Below are 24,221 nucleotides of genomic sequence, written 5' to 3'. Positions count from 1 at the left end.
TGTGGGAGCTGGCTTGCCTGCGATAGCGGTATTTTCAGGCGCCGGAGTTCTGTTTGAATTGCATCAGCGCCGGCAACAGCTGCTTATCGATCGCCTGGCGTACCGCCGGCAAAATGGTCGCCTTGCCGGTATACATCTGCTCCACCATCCCCTTGAGCGCCTTGGCTCGCGCTTCGCTCAAACCGCGCACCGCACATTCACACGCCTGCTCGGCACTGGAGCCGCTGGATACTTCAAACCCCAGCGAGCGCAGTTGGCTCAGCAGGTCATCCTGGTCAATCAAATCCGCGTGCATCATGACGTTTATCCTGGTGTAGGGAACAGGGATTGACCTGGATTCTGGTAGGCCCCCGCCGGGTGGGCAAGCGCAGAATCGAGCAATGGCTTGGATGGCTATGAACAGGTCGTTTTCGGGTCACTTGGCAATACGGTTAATAGGCACACTGATCCCAGGCACGCAGCTTGACGGTTTGGTCACCCTCCAGATGCACAGCTCACACAAGGCCCCTCTGCCCCGATCCAGTCACGGCTGGCTCGGGGCTTTTTTTGCCGGTAAACCGATGACGCGGCCAAGCAGGGCGGGCCTTGGCAGCTCGGCCTGTGCAGCGCTGATCGCGGCGAGCCGTTGCAGCGTGGCCTCGGTGAACGGCGTAGCCTGCGGCCCGGCCAGATCGACGTGCAGCAGCATCTGTTCATTGCCGGCCAGTTCCTTGTCATCGCCCACCCGGTGCAGGCTGTGATAAAGGTGCAGGCGCTTGGCGTCATGGGCGATCAGTTGGGTGTGCACTTCAACCTCGGCGCCCAGTTTCACTTCGTGCAGGTAGTTCAGATGCAGCTCCAGGGTGAACAATGAGTGGCCGCTGGCTTCACGGTTGTCGCTGTCCAGGCCCAGGGTGTCCATCAGCGCATCGGTGGCGTAGCTGAAGATCAGCAGGTAGAACGCGTCGCGCAGGTGGCCGTTGTAGTCCACCCAGTCGGGAAGGACTCGGGTGGTATAGGTGGTCAATGCGGGCATTATCGGCTCCCTTTATTCGGCGAAGGTCATGCCGTGCCGGGCCTTGGTGGTTTTCACCGCCTCAAGCACTGCCAACAGGCAATCATCACGATAGCGCTCCAGCGCCGAAATGCTGTGTTGGCCCAACTGATCGCTAGTGCCATCGACCACGTCGTCAATCAGCTTGTCGGTCAGTTCCGGTGCTGGCAGGTAGGTCCATGGCAACTGCAACGCCGGGCCGAACTGCGCCATGAAGTGCCGCATACCGGCATCACCGCCTGCCAGGGTGTAGGTGAGGAAGGTACCCATGAACGACCAGCGCAGGCCGGCGCCAAAGCGAATCGCGTCATCGATTTCGCCGGTGGTGGCCACGCCGTCATTGACCAGGTGCAGCGCCTCGCGCCACAACGCTTCGAGCAGCCGGTCGGCAATAAAACCGGGCACTTCCTTGCGCACATGCAGCGGGCGCATACCGAGGGATTCATACACCTTGATGGCCGCCTGGATCGCTTCTGGCGCAGTGCGCTTGCCGCCCACCACCTCCACCAAGGGCAGCAGGTAAACCGGGTTGAACGGGTGGCCGACCACGCAGCGTTCCGGGTGGGTCGAACCTTCATAGAATTCGCTTGGCAACAGCCCGGACGTGCTCGAACCGATCAACGCATTTGGCTTGGCCGCCGCGCTGATCTGGCTGTGTAACTGCAGCTTGAGCTCCAGGCGTTCCGGGGCACTTTCCTGAATGAAGTCGGCGTCCTTGACGCATTCCTCGATGGTGCTGACAAAGCGCAGCCGATCCTGGGAGGCACCCGGTGCCAGGCCTTGTTTTTCCAGCGCGCCCCAGGCATTGGCGACGCGTTTGCGCAAGGCTGCTTCGGCACCGGGGGCAGGGTCCCAGGCGACCACATCGAGGCCGTGGGCGAGGGCACGGGATACCCAGCCGCTGCCTATAACACCGCTGCCCAAGGCAGCGAAGGTTTTGATGTCAGTGATAAAGCTCATTGGCACATTCCTAGAGAGTTCGGGGATCCCCTGTGGGAGGGGCGGTGCGACGATTCCACATGTTTAACCGCGTTTGGTCATGCCCATCTTGATTCGCCCCTCGGCCGGGGTCATGACCCGCGCACCCAGCCGGCTGAGGATTTCAATGGCGCGTTCCACCAACTGGCCGTTGGTGGCGAGCACGCCTTTGTCCAGCCACAGGTTGTCTTCCAGGCCCACCCGTACATTGCCGCCCAGCAGCACCGCTTGCGCGGCCATCGGCATTTGCATGCGACCAATCCCGAACCCTGCCCACACCGCGTCGGCGGGCAGGTTGTCGACCATGGCTTTCATGGTGGTGGTATCGGCCGGCGCGCCCCAGGGAATGCCCAGGCACAGTTGGAACAGCGGGTTATCGAGCAGCCCTTCCTTGATCATCTGCTTGGCGAACCACAGGTGGCCAGTGTCGAAAATTTCCAGCTCGGCCTTTACGCCCAGGGCCTGGATACGCTTGGCGCCGGCCCGCAGTTGCGCCGGGGTGGACACGTAAATGGTGTCGCCGTCGCCGAAGTTGAGGGTGCCGCAGTCCAGGGTGCAGATCTCCGGCAGCAGTTCCTCCACATGCGCCAGGCGGGTCAGTGGGCCGACCAGGTCAGTGTTGGGGCCGAAGTCCATCGGGTTCTCGCCGCCACCGATTTCCAGGTCGCCGCCCATGCCGGCGGTGAGGTTGACGATGATGTCGATGTCGGCCTCGCGGATGCGCTCCATCACCTCACGGTACAGGGCTACATCGCGGCTGAATTTGCCGGTGTGCGGGTCGCGTACATGGCAGTGCACCACGGTGGCGCCGGCCTTGGCGGCTTCTACTGCGGCGGCGGCAATTTGTTTGGGGGTGACCGGCACGTGCGGGCTTCTGGCGGTCGTGTCGCCAGCACCGGTGAGTGCGCAGGTGATGATGACGTCGTGGTTCATGAGGCGGTTCCTTACAGGCGTGGTGGTGCCGTTCGCGGCCGCAAGTGGCCGCGAAACGGTGATTCGGAGAAGGTTATTTGCGGGTGAGTTTCAGGTTGGCGGCCGCGGGTTTGCCATCGAACGTGGTCACGCCCTCCAGCCAGCGCTGTTGGTCTTGAGGGTGATCCTTGAGCCACTGCCTGGCGGATTCCAGGGCATCCTTGTGATCGAGCAGCGGCTGCATCATGCGGCTCTCGTCGGCGGCGGTGAACGTCAGGTTGGTCAGCAGCGTGTGCACGTTGGGGCACTGCTCGGCGTAGGTTGGCGACGTGACGGTCCATACGCTGGCCCGGCCTTCGTTCGGCCCCAGGGCGTCTTCGCTGCCGGTGAGGTAGGTCATCGCCACATTCACGTTCATCGGGTGCGGCGCCCAACCAAAGAACACCACGGCTTCCTTGCGGCGCACGGCGCGGTCCACAGCGGCCAACATGCCGGCTTCGCTGGACTCCACCAGTTGGAACTTGCCCAGGCCAAACTGGTTCTTGGCAATCATCGCCTTGATCTGGGTATTGGCACCTGAGCCGGGCTCGATGCCGTAGATCTTGCCGCCCAGCTCTTTCTCGAACCTGGCGATGTCAGCGAAGGTCTTCAGGCCCTTGTCTGCCAGATAAGTCGGCACCGCCAGGGTGGCGCGTGCGTCTTCCAGGCTGGGTTTATCCAGGACCTTGACCTGCCCGGCTTCGACAAACGGCGTGATGGTCTGGGTCATCAGCGGGTTCCAGTAGCCCAGGAACAGGTCCAGGCGTTGGTCGCGGATACCGGCGAAGATGATTTGCTGGGAGGCGCTGGTTTGTTTGGTCTTGTAGCCGAGGCCGTCGAGCAGCACTTGAGTCATGGCGCTGGTGGCGATCACGTCGGTCCAGTTCACCACGCCCATGCGTACGTTCTGGCATGAAGCGGCATCCGCTGCCATGGCGTTAGTGCTCAAAACGGCGCTGGCGCTGAGTGCAAGTACGCAACGGCGAATCAGTCGGTTCATGGTGGGTCCCTCGGCAGGTCGTTATTGTGGGGGCCGGTGTCTTTGTGCACCGTGACGCCACGTTACGCAGCTTGGCGAGCCACAAAACGCACGACGGCGACCGGCTCTTGCACTGCAGCGACCTGTCCCCTTGAATCCGTGCATGAACGGGAGTATCACAGTGCCACGCTGCCCGCCCCACGAGAGCGCCACCATGTCCCAGGATTTCTACTTCTTGCTGATGCCGGGTTTTTCGGCCATCGGTTTTATCTCAGCCTTGGAACCGCTGCGGGTCGCCAACCGCTTTCGTGGCGAGTTGTACCGCTGGCACATATTGAGTGCAGATGGCGGCGCGGTGCTGGCGAGCAACGGTATGTCGGTCAACGCCGACGCCGCGCTGGAGCCGCTGGAAAAAGGCGCCACATTATTAGTGGTGGCCGGTTTCGAGCCTTTGCAATGCTCTACCCCGGCGCTGGAGCATTGGCTGCGTCGCCTCGATCACGACGGCGTGACCCTGGGCGCCATCGACACCGGCGCCTGTGTGCTGGCCGAAGCGGGGCTGCTCGATGGCCACCGCCTGACCCTGCACTGGGAAGCCATCGACGCCTTCAAGGAAGCCTATCCGCAGTTGAGCGTGACTCAGGAGCTGTTCGAGATTGACCGTCGCCGCATCACCTGCGCCGGCGGCACCGCGTCCATCGACTTGATGCTCGATCTGATCGCCCAGGCCCACGGCTCGGAACTGGCGGTCCAGGTCTCGGAGCAATTCGTGCTCGGCCGTATACGCCCACGCAAAGACCACCAGCGCATGCAGATCGCCACGCGCTACGGCATCAACAACAAGAAACTGGTGCACGTGATCGGCGAAATGGAACAACACACTGAGCCGCCCCTGAGCACCCTGGCCCTGGCCGACGCGATCAAGGTCACCCGGCGTCAACTGGAGCGCCTGTTTCGTCTGCACCTGAACGACACCCCGAGCAACTTCTATCTCGGCCTGCGCCTGGAGAAAGCCCGGAAACTGCTGCGCCAGAGCGACATGAGTGTGCTGGAAGTGAGCATTGCGTGTGGGTTTGAGTCGCCGTCCTATTTCACCCGCAGCTATCGCGCCAGGTTTGCCAAGTGTCCTAGGGAGGATCGGCGACGGGAGGTGGTTTGACGGACAATTATAGTCAATTATACTCTTCGCTATAATTTATAGTCCTTTCCATAATTGAGTATAAAACCATGTCCACGCACAGCGGCTTTGTGTTTCGCCGCCCCACCCTGGCAAGCAGTATTGCCGATGGCCTAGTGGGGGCCGGTATTCAGGATTTCACCTCCGGCCTGTTTCTTGCGGCGCCCCGACGCACGGGCAAAAGCACTTTTCTGCGCGAAGACCTGATTCCGGAATGTCAGCTCCGGGGCTGGCTGGCGGTGTATGTCGACCTGTGGGCCAACAAGGAAAAAGACCCCGCCGAGCTGATCGCGAGTGCCATTGCGGGGGCGTTGGTGCCGTTTGAAAAGGGCATTCGCAAACTGGCAAAGAACATTGGCATCGAGAAACTAAGCTTTCTGCGTACGCTTTCCTGGGACTTTACCAAGCCACAATTGCCTGTCGGTGCGACGCTGACCCAAGCGTTGGAATTGCTCCATCGGGCTGCAGGAAAACCCGTTGTGCTGGTGATTGACGAAGCACAGCACGCATTAACCACCGAATCAGGTATCAATGCGATGTTCGCGTTGAAGGCTGCGCGGGATCAGCTCAACCAAGGCCGTGACGAGGAGGGCAGCGGTTTGCGCCTGGTGTTTACCGGATCCAATCGCGACAAACTCGCCCATTTGGTATTGGGTAAAAGCCAGCCATTCTTCGGTTCCAGCATCACGCCGTTTCCGCTGCTGGGCAAAGAGTTCACCCAGGCCTACACCGTGCACCTCAACGCGCACCTGGCCAAGAACAACCAATTCAACGCGGCTGATATTGATGAGGCGTTTGAGCGGGTAGGTCGGCGTCCCGAGATGTTGCGCACGATCATCGGTGAAGTCGCATTGGAGCTGGGCGAGGCGAGCAATCTGGGCCAACTGCTGCACAGTCGTGCAGAACTGCTGCGCGCGGGTGTATGGACCGAGTTCGAAAGCGCCTGGAACGCCCTGACCATCCCTCAGCGCGCCGTGCTGGAGGTGATGGTGGAGCGTTCTCAAAACAACGAACCCTTTGCGCCATTCACCGATAGCACCCTCACGGCTGTCAGCAAGGCGCTGGAAAAGATGGGTAGCGACGTGGTGCCGGGTACCCAGACCATCCAGGCCTGCATCGATGCCCTGCGCGACAAGGAACTGGTGTGGAAGTCGAGCCGAGGCGGCTATGCCCTGGAGGACAAAACCTTCGGTGACTGGCTGCAACACAAGAACCCTGCACCGCGCTAAAAGGCCGGCTCCTAAAGAGAGCGGGTGTGGCTTATTTCTTTACCAGGGCCGAGCATGCCGCCTTGTAGGCTTCATGCTGGTACTTGTTCAGCGTCGCGGGCAGATCAAAGGTGTGCTTCTTGTTCTGTGCATTGATGGTCTGCGGCGACAGCAGCGTCACCTCCACCCCGCCCAGCAACTGAAACACCCCTTCAATCTTGAACGTCGTCGGGCCACCGGCGAATTCGCCTTTCTTGCTGCGCTTCTTGATGGCGATGCGTTCAATGGCGTTGTCCTGCACGAACGCCTTCACCTGGGCGGCGAAGGCTTTGACATTGGCGGCCTCATCGTCGTCATCGAGGGCGATTTTCTTGGTAGCCAGGGCGACGTGGGTCAGCGCCTGATTGTCCAGAGCGGCGAGGGCGATGATGGCTTCGCTGCCTTTGATTTCGATGCCGCAGATGATCATGACGTTGCCTTGAGCGGATAAAGAGGGCGTGAATGGTAGCAGCCCGGGCCTGGTTCGCGGTGTAGACCGTTCGTCAGACACTGTGCCGAACCTGTCAGATCTGACAGTAGCTCCTGATGCTGGATCTCAACTAGATTCAAGGCTGGAGCCCGTGCGCGGTTCCATGCTTTCGGATGGAGTGGGTTAGCAATGAATATACGCAAGGAAATTCGAACACTGAGCGGGCCTGAACGACTAGCGTTTACCAATACTCTGTTGGCCCTCAAGCGCAATGGCGGATATGACAAGTATGTGCATTGGCACCACGCAGTGATGGTGCCTACGGTTCATCCCGATGAACCCCAAGACCCCGACTATCGTAACGGGGCTCACTTGGGTCCGGCCTTTTTGCCGTGGCACCGTGAGATGTTGTTGCAGTTGGAGGCCGACCTGCAATCGATTACGCCTGGCATCACGATACCTTACTGGGATTGGACGTTGGATGCGGCCGACCCGACGAACTCACCGGTGTGGGAGCAAAGCTTGATGGGTGGTGACGGTGACGCTACCGATGAGTCCAGGGTGCAAGATGGGCCCTTTGCACACCGTTACGGCAATTGGCCCGTGCCTGCGTACCCTGAAGACGACCTGCCGGGCCCGGGCCTGAAGCGACAATTCTCGCAATGGGTCACCTCGCTGCCTACGGCTGACGACGTGAAGATGGCAATGAATGAAGGTTTGTATGACGAGCCTAATTACAACGCCAGCCCGTTCAACCGAGGCTTCAGGAACCGACTTGAAGGATGGATCACCCAGAAGGGCGACCCGCAAGTCAGCACACCGGGCTCGCAGTTGCACAACCGAGTCCATCTGTGGATCGGTGGCAACATGTTGGCAATGACGTCCCCCGAGGATCCGGTGTTTTTTCTGCATCACTGCTTTATCGACAAGATCTGGGCCGACTGGCAGGCGCAAATGAAGCTGGATAAGCCTGATCTGGCGCCTCATTACTGCCCAATGCAAGGTGGTCCAGCCGGGCACAATTACGATGATGTGATCAAACCCTGGCAGCGTCGTATCCGCGACGTGATGGACATCACCACCCTGGGTTATGCCTACGCACCAGGCGTGCCGCTGACCAAGAGGCCGTTCAAGTCACCTTTCATGGCTTGAATGGGGCAAGGCCCTTCCCGCGTCTCAGCCGTGTGGAAGGGCGTTTACTCCTGCCCAATCGACTCCAGAAACTCCGACCGCTCATCACTCATCCGCGCCAGGCAATCATTCTGCGCAATCGCATACTCCTTGCTGCCATTGACCGCCGGGAAGGTGTCCACCGCGCAATCGGCATCGCGCAGTTTTTCCCATTTCTGCTGGGCGTCCTTCAGACGGGCGGTAATGTCGGCCAGTTTGGTCTTGTCGCTGCCGTAGGTTGAAGCCATGCGCTCCAGCAGGCCCTGATAGTTATCCTTGAGCAATTGCTCGGCGGTGGTTTTGTTGTAGGCGGCGCAGGCCAGGGTCTGTTTGTCGTTTTCGATGCCGTCGCACGGCGTGCTGTCGGTGTCTTCGGCTGCGTGAACGCCGGTTGCGATGAGTGCCAAAGCCAGGAAAATCGATTTCATTGCGCCGTCTCATATCAGGTGATGCGGAATTCTGGCTCAAGCGTAAGACAAAGAACAGTCGCCCGTCAGGCATGTCTGCACAGCCTTTGTCGTGGATTGACGCTTTCGGCAATTCCCCTGTCGTTTTTGCACCCGGCTCGGGTTGTCCCTGGGCATATGCTGGCCCCAAAGCGCCGGCAGACGATTCGGCGCATGAATCGCCAATAAGGGGACGCCTGATGAGCCCAGCCGAGTTGCACGCCGACAGCATCGTTATCGACGGTCTGATTATTGCCAAGTGGAACCGCGACCTGTTCGAAGACATGCGCAAAGGTGGCCTCACCGCCGCCAACTGCACAGTGTCGGTGTGGGAAGGCTTCCAGGCCACGATCAATAACATTGTCGCCAGCCAGACCCTGATTCGCGAGAACAGTGACCTGGTGATCCCGGTGAAAACCACCGCCGACATCCGCCGCGCCAAGGAGCAGGGCAAGACCGGCATCATCTTCGGCTTCCAGAATGCCCATGCCTTTGAAGACCAGCTCGGCTATGTCGAGATCTTCAAACAGCTCGGCGTTGGCGTGGTGCAGATGTGCTACAACACCCAGAACCTGGTGGGCACCGGCTGCTATGAGCGCGACGGCGGGTTGTCGGGCTTCGGGCGCGAAATCGTCGCCGAGATGAACCGTGTCGGCATTATGTGCGACCTGTCTCACGTCGGTTCCAAGACCAGCGAAGAAGTCATCCTCGAATCGAAAAAGCCGGTGTGCTATTCCCACTGCCTGCCGTCCGGGCTCAAGGAACACCCGCGCAACAAGTCCGATGAAGAACTCAAGTTCATCGCCGACCACGGTGGGTTTGTCGGCGTGACCATGTTCGCGCCGTTCCTGGCCAAGGGCATCGATTCGACCATCGACGACTACGCCGAAGCCATCGAATACACCATGAATATCGTCGGCGAAGATGCCATCGGCATCGGCACCGACTTCACCCAGGGGCATGGCCAGGATTTCTTTGAAATGCTTACCCATGACAAGGGCTACGCCCGCCGGCTGACCAGCTTCGGCAAGATCATCAACCCGCTGGGCATTCGCACCGTGGGTGAATTCCCCAACCTCACCGAGACCCTGCTCAAGCGCGGCCACCCCGAGCGCGTGGTACGCAAGATCATGGGCGAGAACTGGGTCAACGTCTTGAAGGACGTCTGGGGCGAATAAGCCAGACACCTATCGGCAACACCACAACGAATTTTTCTGGAGTTAAGTTTCCATGGCCAAGATCGCCCCGCAATTGCCAATCGAAGTCGACAGCGAAACCGGTGTCTGGACCTCCGACGCCCTGCCCATGCTGTACGTGCCGCGCCATTTCTTCGTCAACAACCACATGGGTATCGAAGAAGTGCTGGGCGCTGATGCCTACGCCGAGATCCTCTACAAGGCCGGCTACAAATCCGCCTGGCACTGGTGTGAAAAGGAAGCCGAGTGTCACGGCCTGGAAGGCGTCGCGGTGTTCGAACACTACATGAAACGCCTGTCGCAACGCGGCTGGGGCCTGTTCAAGATCCAGGACATCGACCTGGATAAAGGCACCGCCAGCGTCAAGCTTGAGCACTCGGCGTTCGTCTACGTGTACGGCAAGGTCGGGCGCAAGGTCGACTACATGTTCACCGGCTGGTTTGCCGGAGCCATGGACCAGATTCTTGAGGCCCGTGGCAGCAAGATCCGCACTGTCGCCGAACAAGTCTACGGAGGCTCCGAAGAGGGCCACGACGATGGCCTGTTCACCGTCAAACCGTTGTAAGCCGAGGACCGTGCCATGGCTTTCGAAGCAATGTTTGCGCCGATCCAGATCGGCAAACTGACCATCCGCAACCGCGTGCTCAGTACCGCCCATGCCGAGGTGTATGCCACCGACGGCGGCATGACCACCGACCGCTATGTGAAGTATTACGAAGAGAAAGCCAAGGGCGGTATCGGCCTGGCGATCTGCGGCGGCTCCTCGGTAGTGGCCATCGACAGCCCCCAGGAATGGTGGAGCTCGGTGAACCTGTCCACCGACCGCATCATCCCGCACTTTCAGAACCTGGCCGACGCCATGCACAAGCATGGCGCCAAGATCATGATCCAGATTACCCACATGGGCCGTCGCTCGCGTTGGGACGGCTTCAACTGGCCGACCCTGATGTCGCCGTCCGGCGTGCGTGAGCCGGTGCACCGTGCCACCTGCAAGACCATCGAGCCGGAAGAAATCTGGCGCGTGATCGGTAACTACGCCCAGGCGGCGCGTCGTGCCAAGGCCGGTGGCCTGGATGGCGTCGAGCTGTCCGCCGTGCACCAGCACATGATCGATCAGTTCTGGAGCACGCGGGTCAACAAGCGTACCGACGAATGGGGCGGCAGCTTTGAAGGCCGCATGAAGTTCGGCCTGGAAGTGCTCAAGGCCGTGCGTGCCGAAGTGGGCGAAGACTTCTGCGTGGGCATGCGCCTGTGCGGCGACGAGTTCCACCCGGACGGCTTGTCCCATGAGGACATGAAGCAGATCGCCAAGTATTACGACGACACCGGTATGCTCGATTTCATCGGCGTGGTGGGCTCGGGGTGCGACACCCACAACACTCTGGCCAACGTTATCCCCAACATGAGTTATCCACCGGAGCCTTTCCTGCACTTGGCAGCCGGGATCAAGGAAGTGGTCAAGGTCCCGGTGCTGCACGCGCAGAACATCAAGGACCCGAACCAGGCCACGCGCATCCTCGAAGGCGGTTATGTGGACATGGTCGGCATGACCCGTGCGCACATCGCTGACCCGCACCTGATCGCCAAGATCAAGATGGGCCAGATCGACCAGATCAAGCAATGCGTGGGCGCCAACTACTGCATCGACCGCCAGTATCAGGGCCTGGACGTGCTGTGCATCCAGAACGCCGCGACCTCCCGTGAATACATGGGCGTGCCGCACATCATCGAGAAAACCACCGGGGCCAAGCGCAAAGTGGTCGTGGTGGGCGCAGGCCCCGCTGGTATGGAGGCAGCACGTGTCGCCGCCGAACGCGGCCACGACGTAACCCTGTTGGAGAAAAAAGAGTTCATCGGCGGGCAGATCACCACCGCTTCCAAAGCGCCGCAGCGCGACCAGATCGCCGGTATCACTCGCTGGTACCAGCTGGAGCTGGCGCGCTTGAAAGTCGACCTGCGCCTCGGCGTGGCGGCGGATGCCGAGACCATCCTGGACCTGCGTCCGGACGTGGTGGTGCTGGCGGTGGGCGGGCATCCGTTCATCGAACAGAACGAACATTGGGGCGCCGCCGAAGGCTTGGTGGTGAGCAGTTGGGATGTGCTCGACGGCAAAGTCGCGCCGGGCAAGAACGTGTTGGTGTACGACACCATTTGCGAGTTCACCGGCATGTCGGTGGCGGACTTCCTGGCCGACAAAGGCTGCCAGGTGGAAATCGTCACCGACGACATCAAGCCCGGTGTGGCAATTGGCGGTACGTCGTTCCCGACTTACTACCGCAGCATGTACCCCAAGGAAGTGATCATGACTGGCGACATGATGCTGGAAAAGGTCTATCGCGAGGGCGACAAGCTGGTGGCAGTGCTGGAAAACGAATACACCGGCGCCAAAGAGGAGCGTGTGGTCGACCAGGTGGTGGTGGAGAACGGCGTACGCCCGGACGAGGCCCTTTACTACGGGCTCAAGGAAGGCTCACGCAACAAGGGCCAGATCGACGTCGAAGCGCTGTTTGCGATCAAGCCGCAGCCATGCCTGAGCGAAGCGGGTGAAGGGTACTTGCTGTTCCGCATTGGTGACTGTGTGGCCCAGCGCAACACCCACGCCGCAATCTACGACGCCCTGCGCTTGTGCAAGGATTTCTGACCCGACACCGAACCAATGTGGACTCGGTTCAAATGTGGGAGGGGCGGTGCGACGATTCGCCTTGCCCCCGATGGCGGAGTGTCAGTTGATACAGCTGTAGCTGACCCACCGCTATCGGGGGCAAGCCCCCTCCCACATTTCAAGGCCAGTTTCACAGTAGACCTGTGTGGTCTGTGGGAGCTTCATCATGTTGAACACCTTGTTGCCTATTCTCTTGTTTGCCGCTTTGGGGCTCGCCGTCCTCGGCGCCTTGCGCCGCATGAGCATGTGGCGCCGTGGGCGTGCATCCAAAGTCGACTTGCTTGGCGGTCTTTTGGCTATGCCCAAGCGCTACATGGTCGACTTGCACCACGTGGTCGCCCGCGACAAATACATCGCCAACACCCACGTCGCCACGGCTCTGGGCTTTGTGCTCTCGGCGTTGCTGGCGATTGTGGTGCATGGCTTTGGCCTGCATAACCGCATCCTCGGCTATGCGTTGCTGCTGACGTCGGTGCTGATGTTTGTCGGTGCCATCTTCATGTACCTGCGCCGCCGCAATCCGCCTGGGCGCCTGTCCAAGGGCCCATGGATGCGCCTGCCGAAAAGTCTGATGGCATTCTCGGTGAGCTTTTTCCTGGTGACCTTGCCGGTGGCCGGGATTCTGCCCGCTGACTTTGGCGGCTGGCTGCTCGCTGCGCTGCTGAGCGTGGGCGTGCTGTGGGGCGTGTCGGAAATGTTCTTCGGCATGACCTGGGGCGGGCCGATGAAGCACGCCTTCGCGGGTGCCCTGCACCTGGCCTGGCACCGCCGCGCCGAGCGCTTCGGTGGTGGCCGCTCCACCGGTCTGAAGCCGCTGGACCTCAGTGATAAAACCGCGCCGCTTGGCGTGGAAAAGCCCAAGGATTTCACCTGGAACCAGCTGCTCGGCTTCGACGCCTGCGTGCAATGCGGCAAGTGCGAAGCAGCGTGCCCGGCGTTCGCTGCCGGCCAGCCCCTGAACCCGAAAAAGCTGATTCAGGACATGGTCGTTGGCCTGGCCGGTGGCACCGATGCCAAGTTCGCCGGTAGCCCATACCCAGGCAAACCGGTGGGCGAACACGGCGGTAACCCGCATCAGCCGATCGTCAATGGCCTGGTGGATGCCGAGACGTTGTGGTCGTGCACCACCTGCCGCGCCTGCGTGGAAGAGTGTCCGATGATGATCGAGCATGTCGACGCCATCGTCGACATGCGCCGCCACCTCACCCTGGAAAAAGGCGCCACGCCGAACAAGGGCGCCGAAGTCCTGGAAAACCTGATTGCCACCGATAACCCCGGCGGTTTCGCACCGGGCGGTCGCCTCAACTGGGCGGCTGACCTGAACCTGCCGTTGCTCAGTGACAAGGGCAGCTGCGAGGTGCTGTTCTGGGTCGGCGACGGTGCCTTCGACATGCGTAACCAACGCACCCTGCGGGCGTTTGTCAAAGTGCTCAAGGCGGCGGGGGTGGACTTTGCGGTACTTGGCCTGGAAGAACGCGACAGCGGTGACGTAGCGCGGCGTCTGGGCGATGAAGCAACTTTCCAATTGTTGGCCTCGCGCAATATCCAGACGTTGGGCAAATATAGCTTCAAGCGCATTGTTACCTGCGACCCGCACAGTTTCCATGTGCTGAAAAACGAGTACGGCGCCTTCAACGGCAATTACTTCGTACAGCATCACAGCACCTTCATGGCCGAGTTGATCGGCGACGGCGCGCTCAACCTGGGTCAGCACAAAGGCAGCAGCGTGACCTACCACGACCCTTGTTACCTGGGCCGCTACAACGGCGAATACGAGGCACCGCGCCAAGTGCTGCGGGCGTTGGGCATCGAGGTCAAGGAAATGCAACGCTCAGGCTTCCGTTCGCGCTGCTGCGGCGGTGGCGGCGGCGCGCCGATCACTGACATTCCCGGCAAGCAACGTATCCCCGACATGCGCATGGAAGACATCCGCGAAACCGGTGCCGAACTGGTGGCCGTGGGTTGCCCGCAGTGCACAGCGATGCTGGAAGGTGTGGTCGAGCCGCGACCATTGATCAAGGACATTGCCGAGTTGGTGGCCGACGCTTTGCTTGAAGACCCCGTGCCGGCAAAAGCGCCTAAACGTGAACCCGCGGAGGTGCATTGATGAGCGACATTATTCGCCGTGACCCTCGGGCCGAATGGATCGCCCGTAACCGTCTTCACCCCTTGCACGCGGCCATGCAGCCCGTGCAGCAGAGCTGGATGGGGCCCAACGGCATCATTCGTAAAAACGTGCACGGTGTCGGTTTTATCGGCCCCAACGGCATCAAGCGTATTGACCGCAGCGGCGCCCAGCAGGGCGGTGCGGCCAAGCGTACAGCGGCGGTGGAAGTGCAGTTGCCACTGCATCAGGTGCCAACGCCCGCGTTCTACATCAGTGTGGTGCCGGACATGGTCGGTGGCCGCTTGAGCAGCCACGACCGTGACTTGCTTGGCCTGGCCAGGCAACTGGCTGGCAGCGACGGCGCGGTGCTGGCCGTGGTGTTTGGTGAACACAAGGAAAACGCCTTTGCCACTGCCGGTGTCGATCGCCTGCTGGTACTGGATGGCCACGCGTTCGACGGTTATTCACCGGAACAACGCGTGCAAGGCCTGCGGGCTGTGGATAACCAGTTCAATCCACGCCACTGGCTACTACCGGACAGCCGCAGCGGCGGCGGCGAACTGGGTCGGCGCTTTGCCGCCAGCCTCAAGGAACGCCCGGCGACACGTGTTTGGCAAATCAAGGGCGATGAGTGCATCGGCCGTGCGGGGGCGGGCCAGCAAGATTTGGCCCGGCCGCTGCCGCGCCTGATCCTGGCGGCCGTTGAGTGTGCCGACCCGGTCAGCGAGACCCGGCATGAGGTACTGCCCGTAGAGTTAACCACAAGCCTGGCGCGCAGTTTGTCGCGTATCGAGGACCTGGGGGCGGTGGCGGTGGATCCGGCGGCGATTCCCATGGCCGAAGCGGAATTCATTTTCTCCGGTGGCAATGGCGTGAAGGACTGGGCGCTGTTCCACCAGACCGCCGCGGCCCTGGGCGCCACCGAAGGTGCGTCGCGGGTGGCGGTGGACGATGGCTTCATGGCGCGTGATCGTCAGGTCGGCGCCAGCGGCACCTGGGTCACGGCGCGGGTGTATGTGGCCGTGGGTATTTCCGGGGCGATCCAGCACCTGCAAGGCATCGGGGCCTGCGACAAGGTGGTGGCGATCAACTTCGACCCGACCTGCGACATGATCAAGCGTGCCGACCTGTCGGTGATCGGCGAAAGCGCCGCGATTCTGCAAGCCTTGATCGATGCGGTGCAGGCCTACCGCAACGGCGCCAAGCGCGATGCAGCTTAGGGACATGACCATGACAACCACTGTAATCAGCTTGGTATCCATCGGCGCCCACCCCACTTCCGGGCGCCCGCGCCGTGCGGAGCAGGACGCCCGCGCTGTCGAGCTGGGCCTGCAAATGGCTGGGGATAAGTTGCAGGTGCTGCACGCCGGCGATATCAACGAGCCGACCTTGCGCAGCTACCTGGGGATGGGGCTGGCGCAACTGCATGTACTGGAACAACCGCCCGGCGCCGATGCCTTGCCGGTACTCAGTGAATACCTGCATGACGCCGGCGCCCAGGTGGTACTCACCGGCAGTCAGGCGGAAACCGGTGAAGGCTCGGGCATGTTGCCGTTTCTGCTGGCAGAACAATTGGGCTGGCCCCTGGTTGTAGGGTTGGCCCAGGTGGAATCCATCGACGCCGGCGTGGCCCATGTACTGCAAGCCTTGCCTCGCGGCCAGCGGCGGCGCCTGAAAGTGCGCCTGCCGTTTCTGGCCACCGTGGATAACGCTGCGCCCAAACCGCGCCAGAGTGCATACGGCCCGGCGCAACGTGGCGAACTGGCGGCCCATGAGGTGGAGATCGAACAGGACGAGTTATTCACAGGCGCCCTGCTGCAACCGGCCAAGCCAAGGCCCAAGCGTCTCAAGGTGATCAAGGCCAAGAGCGGCGCCGACCGTATGAAGGCTGCCACAGCCAAGGCCAGTGGCGGTGGTGGGCAGGTGCTCAAGGGTGTGAGTGCTGAAGAGGGCGCTCAGGCGATTCTCAAGCTGTTGATTGAAGAGGGTGTCGTACGCTGATCCGCTGTGGGAGGGGGGGCGCTCCCTCCCACAAGAGTTCTGCGGTTTACCCACAATCGCTGTTGATCCGCTTGTGGATAACCTGTTCGCGGTTGTCCACACCCCCTGTGTATCAAGCCTTGCAGCCCTATGTACGAAAAATAGCCAGCCTAAGCTGCGGTTTTTCCAGGAGTTTTCCCGGTTGGCAGTACTGACTTTCCCCCAAAGTCTGTTGGCGCATCTGTGGATAAGATGTTCGCTATCGTCTGTAAGCCACGTAAACAAAGGCTTTAAGAGGGCCGATCAAAAATTGATCAATTTCGGCTTTTTTCTGCATTGAAACCCCGGGAAGCCCGATTTATACAGGGTTTGTGCGCTTTTCCACAGGTTGGATAAAGTTGCCCCCAAAGTCTGTTGGTGCATCTGTGGATAAGGTGTTCGCTTAGTGCTGTAGGCCATATGAATCGAGGTCTGCACGGATATGATCAATAAATGATCAGGTAAGGATAGATACCTTGGTTTCAAATAAGTCACGGATTTTCTTGATTTAATTTAAGCCGCACACCGACTTGCCCACAATTGCTGTGGGTGGCTTTGTGGATAAGTTGTTGGGCAAAGGCTGGAGGGCAGGGTGTTAGCGGTCTGCACGAGAGTTGATCAAATAGTAGGCAGCGCCTGCTTGAAGTGTGGAGGGGGGCTTGCTTCCGATAGGGATGGCTCAGCTTGCACATGCATTGGCTGATACTCCGTTATCGGGAGCAAGCCCCCTCCCACCTTTTGATCCTTGGGGTGTCAGTTACTCGTGTGCAGCCACACCTTTGAGGTACGGCGCAGGCGCGGCCCCCAAGTTGTTCAACATGCGCTCGCTGTACCAATCCACAAAGTTCACCACGCCAAACTCATAAGTCTTGGAGTACGGGCCAGGTTGGTAGGCGGTTGAGTTGATGCCGCGCTGGTTCTCCTCGGCCAGGCGACGGTCCTGGTCGTTGGTGGCGTCCCACACCTGGCGCATGCGCTCCACATCGTAGTCCACGCCTTCCACGGCGTCCTTGTGCACGATCCACTTGGTGGTGACCATGGTTTCCTGGGCGCTGATCGGCCACACGGTGAACACGATGATGTGGTCGCCCATGCAGTGGTTCCACGAATGGGGCAGGTGCAGGATGCGCATCGAGCCCAGGTCCGGGTTCTTGATGCGACCCATCAGTTTGGCGCAGCCCTGCTTGCCGTCCAGGGTCATCGACACAGTGCCCTTGAGCAGCGGCATACGCACGATGCGGTTACGCAGGCCGAAGCTGGCGTGGGCGTAAGGGATCTTCTCGGCATCCCAGGCGGCGGCGGAGGCGGCTACGTGGTCCTTGAACGCCTGGTCGGCGCGCGGGTCGGTGACGTCGTCCCATTCCAGCAGGGTTTTGAGCAGTTCCGGGTGCGAGGCGTTGCAGTGGTAGCACTCGCGGTTGTTTTCCAGCACCAGCTTCCAGTTGGCTTTTTCGAACAAGGTGGTCTGGATCGCCACCTTGGTGTTTTCCATGTCGTAGGGTTCCATGTAATGGCTGAGCGTCGACAGGAAGTCATCGATGGCCGGCGGGGTCTCGGCCAGGCTGATGAAAATGTAGCCGCCGGCAGTCTTCACGTTTACCGGTTTCAAGCCGTACTGCTTCATGTCGAAGTCGGCGCCCATCTCGGTACCGGCGAACAGCAGGCGACCGTCCAGTTCGTAGGTCCACTGGTGGTAGTGGCAAACCAGTTTGGCGACCTTGCCCTTTTCGCTGGTGCACAAGCGCGAACCACGGTGGCGGCAGACGTTGTGGAATGCATGCACCACCCCGTCAGCGCCACGGATCACGATGATCGGGTTCTTGCCCACTTGCAGGGTCAGGTAGTTGCCCTTGGCGGGGATTTCGCAGGTCATGCCGGCGATCAACCACTCTTTCTGGAAGATCTCCTGCATGTCGATATCAAACAACCGCTCGTCAGAGTAAAACGGCTGCGGCAGCGAATAAGTGCGCTCGCGCTCTTGCAGCATGTGCGCGGTGGCCTTGCGTGCGGGTTCCAGCGGATCGCCCAAGCTTAAGGTTGCGGTGACGTCCATCGTGTGTGTCCTCATGGCCATTCTGTGTGGCCGGCGAATAGTGGCTGATCAGGTTTGCAGCAAGGCGTAAAGAACGCGTCTTTGTTGGGAGCGAGTGTGGGCCCGGCGTTGGGTCGAACCTTATCCATGGGCGACATGGCCCAATCTGATCCCGACGCGCAAGGCCCTGTCTTTGGGGGCTGGTCGCCGTAAGTATGTGAATGTCGCAGATAGGTAAATGGGTGGCCCCGGCGTTACGCAGAATCGCCACCATAAGGCCGACGTCGGCGGTGGAGAACAACATGTCTAGCAATTTCCTGAATCCGGTAACCACCCAGACCTGGGCCAATGGTCGGCACATCGTCCGTTGCGTCAAAGTCATCCAGGAAACCTGGGACGTGCGCACCTTCTGTTTTATGGCTGACCAGCCGATTCTGTTCTTCTTCAAGCCCGGGCAATTCGTCACCCTGGAGCTGGAAATCGAAGGCCAGCCGATCATGCGCTCCTACACGATCTCCAGTTCACCGTCGGTGCCTTACAGCTTTTCGGTAACCATCAAGCGTGTACCGGGCGGGCGTGTGTCCAACTGGCTGCATGACACGCTGCACGAGGGCCAGGAGCTGGCGGTGCACGGACCTGTCGGGCTGTTCAACGCGATCGACTTCCCCAGCCCGAAAGTGCTGTACCTGAGCGGCGGGGTGGGGATCACCCCAGTCATGTCCATGGCGCGCTGGTTCTACGACACCAACGCTAATGTGGACATGACGTTTGTTCACAGCGCGCGTTCACCCAAGGACATCATCTACCACCGCGAGCTGGAGCACATGGCGTCGCGGATCGACAACTTCAGCCTGCACCTGATTTGCGAAAAGCATGGCCTGGGTGAACCCTGGGCCGGCTACCGCGGTTATCTGAATCACAAGATGCTGGAACTGATGGTGCCGGACTTCCTGGAGCGCGAAGTATTCTGTTGCGGCCCGACGCCTTACATGAGCGCAGTGAAACGCCTGCTGGAAACCGCCGGTTTCGATATGGCGCGTTATCACGAAGAGTCTTTTGGTGCGACGCCGCCGGAAGCGCGGGCCGACGCCGTGGAGCAGGCCGAGCAAGCGGCGGATGCGCCGGAAGTCGACCTCGCGGATCTGCATCAGGTGGAGTTCATCGCATCGGGCAAAAGCATTCGGGTGGCACCCGGCGAGACTGTCCACGCGGCAGCTGCCAAGCTTGGCCTGTTGATCCCCAAAGCCTGTGGCATGGGTATCTGCGGCACGTGCAAGGTGATGAAGCTGGGCGGGGAGGTGGAGATGGAGCACAACGGCGGGATCACCGAGGAAGACGAAGCCGAAGGCTACATCCTGTCGTGCTGCAGTGTGCCCAAGGGCGATGTGCGCATCGAGTTCTAGTCAGTACAGAACGGGCCTTCGATCATGGTGAACATGGTTATGCTCGCTGATGAACTTGTCTCTGGCCTCGGCCAGAGGCAGTTGAGCGACTAGCCGCTGTTCCCGCTGATGGGAGACTGCGCCGGCCAACGGGTAACCGTCGGCATCGACAATGGTCGAGCCGCCTACCCAATTGATGCCTCGCTCCTCGCCGTAGCGGTCGCAGGCGGCAATGAACATGCGATTGACTGCCGCGCTGGCTTGGACGCGGACAATTTCCCCCGGCCGCTCGCCGGCCGGGCGTGGACCTTCCGGCCAGTTCACTGGAGCGCATAGCAGGTCGGCACCGGCCAACGCGGCCAGACGCACCCACTCAGGCAGTTCCAGGTCGTAGCAGATCATCGTGGCGATCCGGCCGACCTGGGTGTCGACGACCGGAGGTGGCTCGGCACCCGGCGTGAAGATCAGCTTTTCCCGGTTCCATAAGTGCACTTTGCGATACACCGTCAGCCGGCCTGCGGGTTGGATCAGTGCGACGCTATTGGCGACCCGTCCAGCACTCAGGCGCTCACAGAACCCGGCGACGATGATGAGATCCAGTTCACTGGCCAGGGCACACCACAGGCGCAAGGTTGGGCCGTCTTCTGTCTCGGAAGCCGCATAGGCTTCAGCGCGATTATTGAAGGCGTAACCGCTTTGCATCAGTTCGGGTAGAACGATGACCTGGGCGTCGCTTGCGCCACGGATCGCGCTTTCACTGAGCGTGCGGTTGTAATCAAGATCGCCAATACGGGGTGCCAGTTGATGGCAAACGACCGTTATCGATGTCATTGGCTATTCTCCTTCCAGAAGCCGGTCACTGGCCTCTACGGCGCGGGTCTCAAGAGCGTGATCGCGGTGACGGGCCATGATGCAGTAGGTGGCTGCCGAGACCGTCAGGCCGACCACGAATGCGATGTCAGCGCCGCCCAGCCACAGCGCAACAGGGCCTTGATAGAACCCCAGAGACATGAACGGCACCATCGCCGCGATGCCCAGAAAATAGGCAGTGAGCCCGGCGCTTGACCAGCGACCGTAGATGCCAGCAGGGTTGAACAGGTCGCTGATTGCGTAGCGCCCTTTACGTACTGCATAAAAGTCCGCGAGATTTACTGCCGTCCAAGGCACCAGAAAATACAGCATCAAGAGTACGAAGTTATTGAAGCTGTGCAGGTAACTCTCAGGGATGCTCAGGGCGATCACAAAAATCACTGCGGCCACCAGGCTGATGCCGATGATTCGACTCTTGAGGCGTGGTTTGATCGAGATGAAACCATCGATGGCACTGATTCCGGTGAGCATGGCGCCATAGCAGTTGACCGCCATGATGCCCACCAGTGCTGGTACCGCGATCAATACGGTGAAGGTACCAAAGCCGGGTATGACTTGGTTGCCCACGGCCTGAACGCTGGCGATAGCATCAGGGGAGGGCAGGGCTGATGCAAGGAAAGCCCCCAGTGACATCAGCCATAGCGCCGAGCCGGCGGCTCCCAGGTAGGTCCAGGTAACGACGCTGCGCGTGGGTGTGGTATGCGGCAGGTAGCGCGAGTAATCCGAAACGTACACGGAGTAGCTGATCTGGTACCCCGCAGCGGCTGACAGTTGAATCAAGAAGGCCGACCAGGAAAAGTGTGCGTCGACCACTGCCGAGTCGGCTTGCAGGCTCATTAATGCAGCCACCGTCAACACGGCAAAAACACTGATCATCACGTACGTCAGCCAGCGTTGTATGGTGTGCAGGAGGTCGTGGCCGACTACTGCAATGATCACTGCCAGGATGATCATCAAGGCGTACCAGGGCGCGCGCTCGCCGGGCAGCACGGTGTTGATCGCGTCGGTTGCGAGAATCACGTTGAAGACGTTGAAACCGATGTACACGAAGACCACCGCGATGAACGGTACTATCGCCCCCCGCAAGCCGAACTGCGCCCGCGACTGGACCATCTGCGGCAAGCCCATGCGTGGGCCTTGGTTGGCGTGGAAAGCCATGGCAAAGGTGCCCAGGCCTACACCGATGACAATCGCGAGAAGCGCATACACCAGGCTCAGGCCCAGGGCTGCACCGGTAAACCCGGTGACCATGGTCGTCAGTACGAAGTTGCCGGTGAACCAGAAAGGCGCCTGGTGCCAGACTTTGCCGTGGCGTTCATGACGCGGTACATAGTCAATGGAACGGGTTTCGATCTTCAGCGTGGGGCTGGGGGCTGCCGCTCGGTCGCAGGATGTGCTCATAGGTTTCGCGGTCTGTTTTTATTGAGTGATCGGCGAAGAGTCCGTTAACCAAAAGTACAATTGAATCGGTATTTGTAAATAATCACTTCAGGAATTTCTGAACTGATTGCGCAAAACCTTGCAAGCGCGAGGTTTGCCTTGGGAGGCGTTTTTATCTCGAAGTGATATAGAGACAATTCCTACGATCTTCTACGCTAGGAGTTGAATTCGTCGTTGTCGCCCTTCGCAGTGAAGCAGTAGGTGGACGTCCTCTTCTTGCCAAGGATGCTCAACATGTCTGCTATTCCTTCTCGCACTAAAGGCGCGGTGCGCTTGCTGGCTAACGATGTCACCGCACTTGTTCCAGACTTCCCTTTTCATTACGCCCGGTTCCTTGATCAGGCTGCCAGCAACGGTACGCCGTTGGGGCAGGTTTCCATTAGTGCCCTCGGTAGCAAGGTATTGATCGTCGGGGCGGGCGTTGCCGGTCTTGTCGCGGCTTATGAAGCCATGCGCATGGGCTTGCACCCTGTGGTAGTGGAGGCTGGCGACCGCATTGGCGGGCGACTCTATTCCTATGTGAAGGGCGATCCACAAGACTCAGCCAACAGCGTCATCTGCGAGATGGGCGCCATGCGTTTTCCCGTTTCCGGCAAGGCGTTGATGCACTATTTCGACAAGGTCGACATGAGTGCCAATTCGGCGGACTTTCCTAATCCCGGTTCGCCCGCAACCCCCAGCACAGTGGTCGATTATCAGCAGCGCCAGGTCTATTACGAAGGTGATAACTTGCCCGAGGAATATGCCGAAATTGAGCGTAAGTTGTTCGACGTTTTCCTGGAGCAGGACCCAATCAAGTTCAGTGAGATGGAAGCTGCAATGTCCGAGGGCAGCCTTGATCAGGCGAAAATCAAGACACTGTGGAACGCGATTATTGACGCAGGGTGGGACAATCTCAGTTTTTTTGCTGCCATGGTCGAGCAGGCTGGCTGGAGCCGCGAAGACATCGACCTGTTTGGCCAGATCGGTTTTGGTACGGGCGGGTGGAATACCGACTATCCGAACTGCTTTCTTGAGGTGCTGCGAGTGCTGTACACCGGCCTGGATACCAACCATAAATTGATGTACGACGGTTCCAGCGAGCTGCCTTGCCGGCTGTGGGGGCGTAGCCCTGATGCGATGGGCGACAGCATGGCCCACTGGTCTGCAGGTACCACCGTCGAGAGCCTGAGCACCCAGGTCATTCCCCAGATTTTCAAGCAGGAGGTGCGACAGATCATGCGGCGCTCGGACGGCCAGTTCGACGTGTGGATTTTTGATCACAACCTGGGAAGCAGCCACCAATACACTTTCCCTGCCGTGGTCTATACACCCCACAAACGGATTCTGGACAAGTTCCGCTATATGGACGGTGCCGAACGCTTCAATCTCATGAATGGCCTGCTGTCTGCTAAACAATGGGAAGCGGTGATGTACACCCATTACATGCAGTCGGCCAAAATCTTTGCCCAGACCAAGAAGCCCTTCTGGACCGATGTGGGTGTGGACCAACAATACCGGATGAGTGTGACGTTATCGGACCGTATTACCCGAGGCACCTACCTGCTGGACTACGCTGCGAGTCACGGTGCCTACAGGGGCAGCGGAATGTTTTTGTCTTACACCTGGAATGACGACAGTCTCAAGTTCCTGGGTGATCGCGTCGCGCCGTTGCCGTCCCATGTGGCGGTATGTTCGACCTTGCTGGATTCGGTGTATGCCCATCATCAGTTGGACCTTGCCGCAGAGTTCGGCATGACCGATCCATTTGTCGAAATCAACTGGGAAGAGCAGCCGTTTTTTCTATGTGCTTTCAAGATGAACCTGCCGGGGCAGTACGAATACCAGCGCCTGTTGTTTTCACAGTTCATGAACGGTGTGCATAGCGAGAATCCCGATGGGTTCATTCTTGCAGGGGATGATGTGTCCTTTACCGGCGGATGGGCGGAAGGCGCGGTGACCACTGCGCTGAACGCGGTTAACAAGCTGGCGGTGAAGTTCGGTGGAGGCACCTTTATCAATAACCGCGGCCCCATTGACGATTGGACGGCGCTCCAGCCGAAGGCATTGTAGGTAAGCGATGGTCAGTACCGCGTCGGAGGTCATGAGTCTTCGGCGCGGGC

Annotated in this window: 21 protein-coding genes; 11 read left to right on the top strand and 10 right to left on the bottom strand. The window is 60.0% G+C overall.

Going from position 1 to position 24,221, the window contains the following annotated elements; genetic code table 11:
- Window positions 1-34 precede the first annotated feature (34 nt).
- The 5 genes from IH404_RS26330 to IH404_RS26310 form a co-directional block, all read right to left on the bottom strand.
- The gene (locus tag IH404_RS26330; protein ID WP_005792166.1) at window positions 35-298 is read right to left on the bottom strand and encodes a hypothetical protein; all 264 of its coding nucleotides are present in this window, start codon (window positions 296-298) and stop codon (window positions 35-37) included.
- 225 nt (window positions 299-523) lie between these two features.
- Window positions 524-1,015 (bottom strand): thioesterase family protein, encoded by a 492-nt coding sequence (locus IH404_RS26325; RefSeq protein ID WP_005792165.1) that lies wholly within the window; start codon window positions 1,013-1,015, stop codon window positions 524-526.
- 12 nt (window positions 1,016-1,027) lie between these two features.
- A complete protein-coding gene (locus tag IH404_RS26320; RefSeq protein ID WP_194439448.1) occupies window positions 1,028-1,993 on the bottom strand; it encodes an L-carnitine dehydrogenase in 966 nt (321 codons plus the stop codon).
- Between the two features lie 63 nt (window positions 1,994-2,056).
- Window positions 2,057-2,944: a 3-keto-5-aminohexanoate cleavage protein gene (locus IH404_RS26315; protein WP_005792163.1), complete on the bottom strand. Its 888-nt coding sequence runs from the start codon at window positions 2,942-2,944 to the stop codon at window positions 2,057-2,059.
- A gap of 73 nt (window positions 2,945-3,017) precedes the next feature.
- Window positions 3,018-3,962 carry a choline ABC transporter substrate-binding protein gene (locus IH404_RS26310; protein ID WP_194439446.1) on the bottom strand — a complete coding sequence of 315 codons (945 nt, stop codon included), beginning with the start codon at window positions 3,960-3,962 and terminating at the stop codon, window positions 3,018-3,020.
- A 193-nt stretch (window positions 3,963-4,155) separates the two neighbouring features.
- Between IH404_RS26310 and IH404_RS26305 the strand changes: the two genes are divergently transcribed.
- Both IH404_RS26305 and IH404_RS26300 read left to right on the top strand, forming a co-directional pair.
- On the top strand, window positions 4,156-5,100 hold the full coding sequence (locus tag IH404_RS26305; RefSeq protein ID WP_005792161.1) for a GlxA family transcriptional regulator: 945 nt from the start codon (window positions 4,156-4,158) through the stop codon (window positions 5,098-5,100).
- Window positions 5,101-5,168: 68 nt separating this feature from the next.
- Complete coding sequence (locus tag IH404_RS26300; protein WP_194439444.1) at window positions 5,169-6,347, top strand: AAA family ATPase; 1,179 nt, start codon at window positions 5,169-5,171, stop codon at window positions 6,345-6,347.
- Between the two features lie 31 nt (window positions 6,348-6,378).
- Here the strand turns inward: IH404_RS26300 and IH404_RS26295 are convergent, their stop codons facing one another.
- Window positions 6,379-6,795 (bottom strand): DUF3010 family protein, encoded by a 417-nt coding sequence (locus tag IH404_RS26295; RefSeq protein ID WP_122735950.1) that lies wholly within the window; start codon window positions 6,793-6,795, stop codon window positions 6,379-6,381.
- A gap of 189 nt (window positions 6,796-6,984) precedes the next feature.
- On the opposite strand from IH404_RS26295, the gene IH404_RS26290 reads away from it, so the two are divergent.
- Window positions 6,985-7,947, top strand: coding sequence for a tyrosinase family protein (locus IH404_RS26290; protein WP_194439442.1), 963 nt, complete (start codon window positions 6,985-6,987; stop codon window positions 7,945-7,947).
- Between the two features lie 44 nt (window positions 7,948-7,991).
- Here IH404_RS26290 and IH404_RS26285 read toward each other — a convergent pair whose 3' ends face one another.
- Window positions 7,992-8,393 carry a lysozyme inhibitor LprI family protein gene (locus IH404_RS26285; protein WP_005792155.1) on the bottom strand — a complete coding sequence of 134 codons (402 nt, stop codon included), beginning with the start codon at window positions 8,391-8,393 and terminating at the stop codon, window positions 7,992-7,994.
- 218 nt (window positions 8,394-8,611) lie between these two features.
- Here IH404_RS26285 and IH404_RS26280 point away from each other — a divergent pair, with 218 nt between their 5' ends.
- The 6 genes from IH404_RS26280 to IH404_RS26255 all read left to right on the top strand — a co-directional run bounded on the left by IH404_RS26280 (window position 8,612) and on the right by IH404_RS26255 (window position 16,377).
- Complete coding sequence (locus IH404_RS26280) at window positions 8,612-9,589, top strand: dipeptidase (RefSeq protein ID WP_005792153.1); 978 nt, start codon at window positions 8,612-8,614, stop codon at window positions 9,587-9,589.
- A gap of 52 nt (window positions 9,590-9,641) precedes the next feature.
- Window positions 9,642-10,172 (top strand): DUF5943 domain-containing protein, encoded by a 531-nt coding sequence (locus IH404_RS26275; RefSeq protein WP_005792152.1) that lies wholly within the window; start codon window positions 9,642-9,644, stop codon window positions 10,170-10,172.
- A gap of 15 nt (window positions 10,173-10,187) precedes the next feature.
- Window positions 10,188-12,248, top strand: coding sequence for a dimethylglycine demethylation protein DgcA (dgcA, locus tag IH404_RS26270; RefSeq protein ID WP_194439440.1), 2,061 nt, complete (start codon window positions 10,188-10,190; stop codon window positions 12,246-12,248).
- Between the two features lie 187 nt (window positions 12,249-12,435).
- A complete protein-coding gene (dgcB, locus tag IH404_RS26265; protein ID WP_194439438.1) occupies window positions 12,436-14,376 on the top strand; it encodes a dimethylglycine demethylation protein DgcB in 1,941 nt (646 codons plus the stop codon).
- Window positions 14,376-15,596 carry an electron transfer flavoprotein subunit alpha/FixB family protein gene (locus IH404_RS26260; protein ID WP_194439437.1) on the top strand — a complete coding sequence of 407 codons (1,221 nt, stop codon included), beginning with the start codon at window positions 14,376-14,378 and terminating at the stop codon, window positions 15,594-15,596. Before dgcB ends, IH404_RS26260 begins: the two co-directional genes overlap by 1 nt.
- Window positions 15,597-15,606: 10 nt before the next feature.
- Window positions 15,607-16,377 carry an electron transfer flavoprotein subunit beta gene (locus tag IH404_RS26255; protein ID WP_005792147.1) on the top strand — a complete coding sequence of 257 codons (771 nt, stop codon included), beginning with the start codon at window positions 15,607-15,609 and terminating at the stop codon, window positions 16,375-16,377.
- A 775-nt stretch (window positions 16,378-17,152) separates the two neighbouring features.
- Here IH404_RS26255 and gbcA read toward each other — a convergent pair.
- Complete coding sequence (gene gbcA / locus IH404_RS26250; RefSeq protein WP_005792145.1) at window positions 17,153-18,448, bottom strand: glycine-betaine demethylase subunit GbcA; 1,296 nt, start codon at window positions 18,446-18,448, stop codon at window positions 17,153-17,155.
- Between the two features lie 281 nt (window positions 18,449-18,729).
- On the opposite strand from gbcA, the gene gbcB reads away from it, so the two are divergent.
- Window positions 18,730-19,830: a glycine-betaine demethylase subunit GbcB gene (gene gbcB / locus IH404_RS26245; protein WP_005792144.1), complete on the top strand. Its 1,101-nt coding sequence runs from the start codon at window positions 18,730-18,732 to the stop codon at window positions 19,828-19,830.
- Here gbcB and IH404_RS26240 read toward each other — a convergent pair whose 3' ends face one another.
- Together IH404_RS26240 and IH404_RS26235 are read right to left on the bottom strand one after the other, a co-directional pair.
- Window positions 19,831-20,640 carry a nitrilase-related carbon-nitrogen hydrolase gene (locus IH404_RS26240; RefSeq protein WP_005792143.1) on the bottom strand — a complete coding sequence of 270 codons (810 nt, stop codon included), beginning with the start codon at window positions 20,638-20,640 and terminating at the stop codon, window positions 19,831-19,833.
- A 3-nt stretch (window positions 20,641-20,643) separates the two neighbouring features.
- Complete coding sequence (locus tag IH404_RS26235) at window positions 20,644-22,080, bottom strand: cytosine permease (RefSeq protein ID WP_194439436.1); 1,437 nt, start codon at window positions 22,078-22,080, stop codon at window positions 20,644-20,646.
- 273 nt (window positions 22,081-22,353) lie between these two features.
- Here IH404_RS26235 and IH404_RS26230 point away from each other — a divergent pair, with 273 nt between their 5' ends.
- Window positions 22,354-24,171 (top strand): FAD-dependent oxidoreductase, encoded by a 1,818-nt coding sequence (locus IH404_RS26230; protein WP_194439435.1) that lies wholly within the window; start codon window positions 22,354-22,356, stop codon window positions 24,169-24,171.
- The last annotated feature ends 50 nt before the right edge of the window (window positions 24,172-24,221 follow it).

Origin of the sequence: Pseudomonas sp. OST1909, assembly GCF_015277575.1 — a bacterium.
Taxonomy (GTDB): Bacteria; Pseudomonadota; Gammaproteobacteria; order Pseudomonadales; family Pseudomonadaceae; genus Aquipseudomonas; species Aquipseudomonas synxantha_A.
This window is presented reverse-complemented; position numbering and strand designations above follow the sequence as displayed.